The organism is Streptomyces anatolicus, from assembly GCF_019400875.1.
Lineage (GTDB): Bacteria > Actinomycetota > Actinomycetes > Streptomycetales > Streptomycetaceae > Streptomyces > Streptomyces anatolicus.
Window position 1 is genome coordinate 1 of record NZ_WMBF01000440.1, and the last position, 5356, is coordinate 5356.

Sequence of the window (5356 nt, forward strand, 5' to 3'; positions counted from 1 at the left end):
CAGCCCCGCCGCCCTTCTCAGCGCCGCCACCGCCGGGTCCGTCGGGTCGCCCGTCTCGCCGGTCGCCGCCGCCAGGACCTCGCCGATCGTCGTCAGGCCGCCGAGATCGCCCCGGATCGCCCGCCCCAGGGACGTCACCTCGCCCTCCTCGCGGGCGCGCGTGCGGCAGTGGAAGGCCAGCTCGCAGGCGGACAGGCACTCGGGGGCGTACGTCGCGGGGACCGCCTCCACGGCCGCCGTCAGCTCGGCTGCGGGGCGGCGGACGTCGAAGGTCGTGCCCTCGGGCAGCTCCGCCGCGATGTCCTCGACGCGGGTGAGGCGGGCCAACTGGCGCCGAGTTACCGACAGCTGCTTGCGGACGTCGATCGCCGACGCCGTCGGGAGGTTCGAGAAGTCCTTGGGGCAGACCAGCAGGACCCGGTGCCCGATGCGCGGGGGCGGGTCGAGACGCTCCGCCACCCGCTCGAGCGCCAGCGCGTACACCGCGGCCTGCCGCGCCGCCGCGCCCACCTTCGCCGCGTCCGCCGAACCGTCGATCATCGGGAAGGACTTGATCTCGACGACCGTCCAGCCGCCGTCCGGGTGGACGACCACCGCGTCCGGCTCCAGGAAGGCGAGCGTCCCCGCGACGTCGAGCGCCAGCATGGGGTGGTCGAGCAGCGTCCAGCCGCCGGACTCCGTGGCCTCGCGCAGCGCGAGCGCCGTGCGGGCCGCCCGGCCCTCGGGGCCCGCCGCCGAGAGGTCGGGGAGCGCGGACTCGCCCGGCACCGGCTCGGGTCCGCCGCCGAGCCGCCCGTGCGTCAGCCGCAGCAGCTCCGCGCCGCCGTCGGCCTTGACCCTGGCCTCGAACGCGTTCCCCCGCATGAAGGCGAACTGCGACTGCCCGAAGCCGGAGGGCGAGCCGAGCGAGCGGGCGAGCGCCGTCTTGTCCACGCCCGCGCCGTCGAGCAGCGCCCGCCGTCTGCACCCGGGGTTGGCCGCGAGCGCGGCGAGCGCCCGGGCGTCCAGCGGCTGTGCGGGAACGTCGGCGCCGCGCAGCTCAGCGAGCCGGTGCCGCAGCGCCGTCCTCCGCCTCTGCGGGTCCGGCGCTCGGCTCGGCGCCTGGGCCGGCACTGTGCTTGCGCTGTCGGGGAAGTCGCTCACCCGTCGAAGTCTGGCACTCGCCACTGACAATTGAGGACTCTGGGGCGAACGAGCCCACGGAAGAGCCCGTTGGCGTGGCCGCGGACGAGCCCGCCGACGAGAACCCGTACGGGGCCGAGGACGTCACCCCGCCACCCCCCAAGAACCGCTCCCGCAACCGCGCCATCACCGGCTCCGTGAGCTTCCGCACAGGCCGTACGAGAAGCAGCCCCACGCCCATCACCACGGCACCCGCGACCGCGTCGAGGAAGTAGTGGTTGGCGGTGCCCATCACGACGAGCGTGGTGATGAGCGGGTAGCCGACCGCGGCGACCCGCATCAGCGGCGAGCGCCCGTGGCGCCACAGCATCACACCGCACCACAGCGCCCACCCCACGTGCAGGCTGGGCATCGCCGCGTACTGGTTGGTCATGCCGCCGAGCCCGCGCGGCGCGCTCGCCTCGGCGCCCCACCAGCCGTAGTCGCTGTACTGCGCCATGGTGTCGACGAACCCGTGGCCCGCGCTGAGCAGCCGCGGCGGGCAGGTCGGCAGCAGCGTGAAGCCGACCAGGCCGATCATGGTGGAAATCATCAGCCACGCGCGTGCCGCGCGATAGTGCACCGCGCGGCTACGGAAGAGCCAGATCAGGACGGCGGGCGTGACGAGATAGTGCAGCGAGGCGTACCAGAAGTCGGCGGGGACACCGATCCAGGCGTTGGCGGTGAAGAGACGGTTCAGCGGGGTCTCCGCGTCGAGCCGCAGGAACTGCTCGGCCCGGAGGATCCCGATGCCGTGGTCGACGGCGCCGGCGACATCGCCCCGGGCGAGCAGCCGCCCCGCCGAGTACGCCGCGTACACCAGGACGATCAACGGCAGCTCCGTCCACCAGCGGAGACGGCCCTCGCTCATGCGCCCGGTGCCTGGTACGTCGGTCTTCGGCATCCGGTTCGTTCCCCCATCGTCTCTGTTCACTCGGCTCACTCGGCGTCGGCCGCCGGATCACTTTACGGCGTACGCGAAGGCCGCAGAGGCGCCCCCGCTCGTAGGGGACGCACAGATCGCCCGCGGGGTTGCCAGGCCGGGTGAGCGTTCGATCAAGGGTGGGTGATGATGGAGTGACGGACGCTTCCTATCCGTACAAAGCGGTAGATAAGTAGTAGATAAGCAGTAGAAAACCAGGAAAAAGCTGCGGGAAAGCTGCAAAGGAGCAGTGGAAAAGCAGCGAGAAGCAAACGTGGAGAGGTCCCACCCATGGCACCCCGCATCCTGCTGGCCCGGCACGGACAGACGGAATGGTCACTGTCCGGGAAGCACACCGGCAGGACGGATATCCCGCTCCTCGACGAGGGCCGCCGCGGCGCGAAGCTCCTGGGCGAGCGGCTGCACCGCGCCCCCTACGCCGGCCTGCCCGACGCCGAGGTGCGCACAAGCCCGCTCTCCCGCGCGCGGGACACCTGCGAGATCGCCGGCTTCGGGGACCGCGCCGAGCCGTGGGACGCGCTCATGGAGTTCGACTACGGCGACTACGACGGCATGACCCCGGCCGACATCCACGCGGTCCGCCCCGGCTGGCTTATCTGGCGCGACGGCGTCCCCGGGGGCGAGACGCTCGCGCAGGTCTCCGCGCGCGCGGACGAGGTGGTGGAGTGGGCAAGGAGCGCGGACCGCGATGTGCTGGTCTTCGCGCACGGCCACATCCTGCGGGTCATCGGCGCGCGCTGGCTCGGCTACGACATCGGCTTCGCGGCCCGCATCCGCCTCAACCCGACGTCCCTGTCGGTCCTCGGCTGGGCCTACGGAGAGCCCGCCATCGAGTCCTGGAACGAGACGGGCCACCTGTCCTAGCCGGATGTACGTCTACACCGCGCGCGGCAGCGAAGCGTGCCGCTCCAGGAAGCCGCCCACCCCGGCGGCGCGGCGGTGCGGCAGGAGCACCCGCGCCGTCGCGGCGAGCATCGACTGGATGCGGGATGACTGCACCTCGTCGAGGAGCGCGAGGACCCGCAGGCCCGCCGTCGCCGCCTCGTCGGGGCGCCCCGCGCGGGCCAGGTCGTCGGCGAGCTCGGCGGTGTAGAGCGCGATGTTCCGGGTGAACTGCGGGGTCTGCGAGGACGCCGTGGCCGCCGCGCGCCACGCGTGCCCGGCCGCCCGCTCCCAGTCGCCCAGCGCCGACCAGCACTGTGCCTCCAGGCCCTCCAGCTCGGCCCGGCCGTAGAAGCTCATCCACTCGGGGTCGGTGTCGGAGGCCCCGCGCTCGAACAGGGCGTGCGCGCGGATCAGCGACTGTTCGCAGCCCGCGCGGTCGCCGAGCCCCGCCCAGCCCCCGGCCTCGCGCAGTGCGATCAGCGAGAGGAGCCGGTGCGAGCCGTGGTGCCGGGCCGCGCGGGAGGCCGCCTGCGCCGCCCGCACCGCCTCCCGGGGCCGTCCGGCGTCGCGCGCGAGGAAGGCGGTGTTGCAGAAGGCGTGCGCCTCCAGGGCCGGGTCCCCGGCGACCCGGGCCGTGGCGAGGGCCTCGGCGTAGTGCGAGCGGGCGTCGTCGAAGCGGCCCGAGTCATGCGCCAGCCAGCCGACCGAGATGGCCAGCTCCCCGGCGCCCGCGTGCAGCCGGTCGGCGGTGGACTGCCGGGTCGTGCCCGCGTCGAGCAGGGCGTAGGCGGTGCGCAGCGGGGCGGCCGCGCGCCGGTAGAGGCCGTCGGCGCCGTGCCGGTCGTCGAGCAGCCTGATCTTGCGCACGGCCTCCTCGACCGCGCCCACCTCGGCCTCGCCGATGCCGCGGCCCTGCCGGGCGGCGGCCTCGGCGGCGCCGCCGAGTGCGAGCCCGACGGGGCCAAGGGAGACGGCGGCCACGGTGACGGTCGAGCCGGTCATGAATGCGCGACGTCGCACGTCGCTCTCCTCGTGAGTCTGGATCGCGTACGGATCGCAGGCGCGGGGGTCGGACCCGGACGGATGGGACTCGTACAACTGGATCGTGGTGTGCGGCTTGTTCGTGTTGTTCGGGGTGCTCGTGTTGCTTGTGGTGCTCGGGGTGCTCGGAGCGCTCGGCGTGCCTGGGTGATGCGTTCCGCGGGGGCGGATCACGGTGGGGGAGGGCGGCGCCTCGCACTCCGCGCGCGCCGCCCTCCCGCGCACCTGCGCGCGGGGCGAGAACCCCAGGTCGGCCAGGGTCCGGCCGGGGAACATGTGCAGGAACACCCGCTCGTAGGCGTAGTTGGGGCAGCGGATCTCCCCCGCCTCCACGCGTCCGACGTACCGCGCGTCGCAGCTGACCCGCTCGCCGATCTCGCGAGCGGCCCGCCGGACCGCGGCGGCGAACTCGCCGGGCGAGCGCTGTCCCCGCAGCTGCCGGAAAGCGAGGTTCGGTCGCGGGGACCGGGTTGACGGGGACTGTATGGGCGGGGACTGGGTTGACGATGCCATCGGTGAGGACGGTGAGGACGCCATGGGCCGGACCCTCTCGTGCGGAGCGTGCCGGAACGCGCACACGCTGGCGCACTGGACGCCGCGCCCGCGCACGGGATCTCGCGGGGCTGCCCCCTGTTCCGGCGGAGCACGAACGTACCCGCTGTGACAGGGTCGACACGCGGGGTTTGGCTACAAACCGGATATCTCACCCACGATCTGCCATGAACTGCCATCCTTTGCGGCGGCGTGCCGCAGTGCCTGTTGACGCCGACTCGCGTTGAACCATGCGGAGTGGGAGACCAGAACAGCTCCCGCACTCGCGAGGAGGGGTCCCCTTGTTGGAGATCGGCATGCAGAACAGCGACTCCCGTACGAACGGCGACGCGCCCCCGGCCTCACTGACCACGGCACGGCACCGGCCCACCCAGGACGCGAGCACCGCGCCACGCGACCCCGCACCCTGCGAAGACGAGTGCTGTGACCTGGTCACCGTCCCCGCCAGACAAGGCCTCGAAGCGGTCGACATCCTGCGCCGCGGGGCGGGCGACACCATCGGCCCCGTCCTGCACGACGGGAGCTGCGACACCCTCGGCTTCCTGGTGCCGCCCGGCACCGCCGACGGCTGGGACCTGCCGGGCAGCGCCTGTACGCAGACCTACGGACGCGGCCTGCGCGTGTCGGCCCAGGAGCCGGACCCGGGGCCCGCCGTCCCCGAGCCGCCAGTCGCGGGCACCGGCTGGCTGCTGCCGCCGGGCAGTGAGACCGACCCCGTCACGGACCCCGCCGTCCTGCGGGCCGCGCTCGGCCAGGCCGCACGCACCATCGAGG

Annotated in this window: 5 protein-coding genes; 2 read left to right on the forward strand and 3 right to left on the reverse strand. The window is 73.6% G+C overall.

Going from position 1 to position 5356, the window contains the following annotated elements; genetic code table 11:
• On the reverse strand, positions 1-1113 hold a 1113-nt coding region (locus tag GKQ77_RS26920; protein ID WP_219691531.1), incomplete at its 3' end, for a hypothetical protein.
• A complete protein-coding gene (locus tag GKQ77_RS26925; protein WP_219691527.1) occupies positions 1040-2065 on the reverse strand; it encodes a phosphatase PAP2 family protein in 1026 nt (341 codons plus the stop codon). The genes GKQ77_RS26925 and GKQ77_RS26920, both read right to left, overlap by 74 nt.
• A 309-nt stretch (positions 2066-2374) precedes the next feature.
• Between GKQ77_RS26925 and GKQ77_RS26930 the strand changes: the two genes are divergently transcribed.
• Positions 2375-2968, forward strand: coding sequence for a histidine phosphatase family protein (locus tag GKQ77_RS26930; RefSeq protein WP_219691528.1), 594 nt, complete (start codon positions 2375-2377; stop codon positions 2966-2968).
• Positions 2969-2980: 12 nt separating this feature from the next.
• Here the strand turns inward: GKQ77_RS26930 and GKQ77_RS26935 are convergent, their stop codons facing one another.
• Positions 2981-4543, reverse strand: coding sequence for an NsdA family TPR-like regulatory protein (locus GKQ77_RS26935; protein ID WP_219691529.1), 1563 nt, complete (start codon positions 4541-4543; stop codon positions 2981-2983).
• 335 nt (positions 4544-4878) lie between these two features.
• Here GKQ77_RS26935 and GKQ77_RS26940 point away from each other — a divergent pair.
• The coding region (locus GKQ77_RS26940; protein ID WP_219691530.1) for a hypothetical protein at positions 4879-5356 on the forward strand (478 nt) is incomplete at its 3' end.

Coding starts and splice junctions, on each gene's coding strand:
- GKQ77_RS26935 (WP_219691529.1), bottom strand. CDS start 4,543: ATGGCATCGTCAACCCAGTCCCCGCCCATACAGTCCCCGTCAACCCGG.
- GKQ77_RS26925 (WP_219691527.1), bottom strand. CDS start 2,065: ATGCCGAAGACCGACGTACCAGGCACCGGGCGCATGAGCGAGGGCCGT.
- GKQ77_RS26930 (WP_219691528.1), top strand. CDS start 2,375: ATGGCACCCCGCATCCTGCTGGCCCGGCACGGACAGACGGAATGGTCA.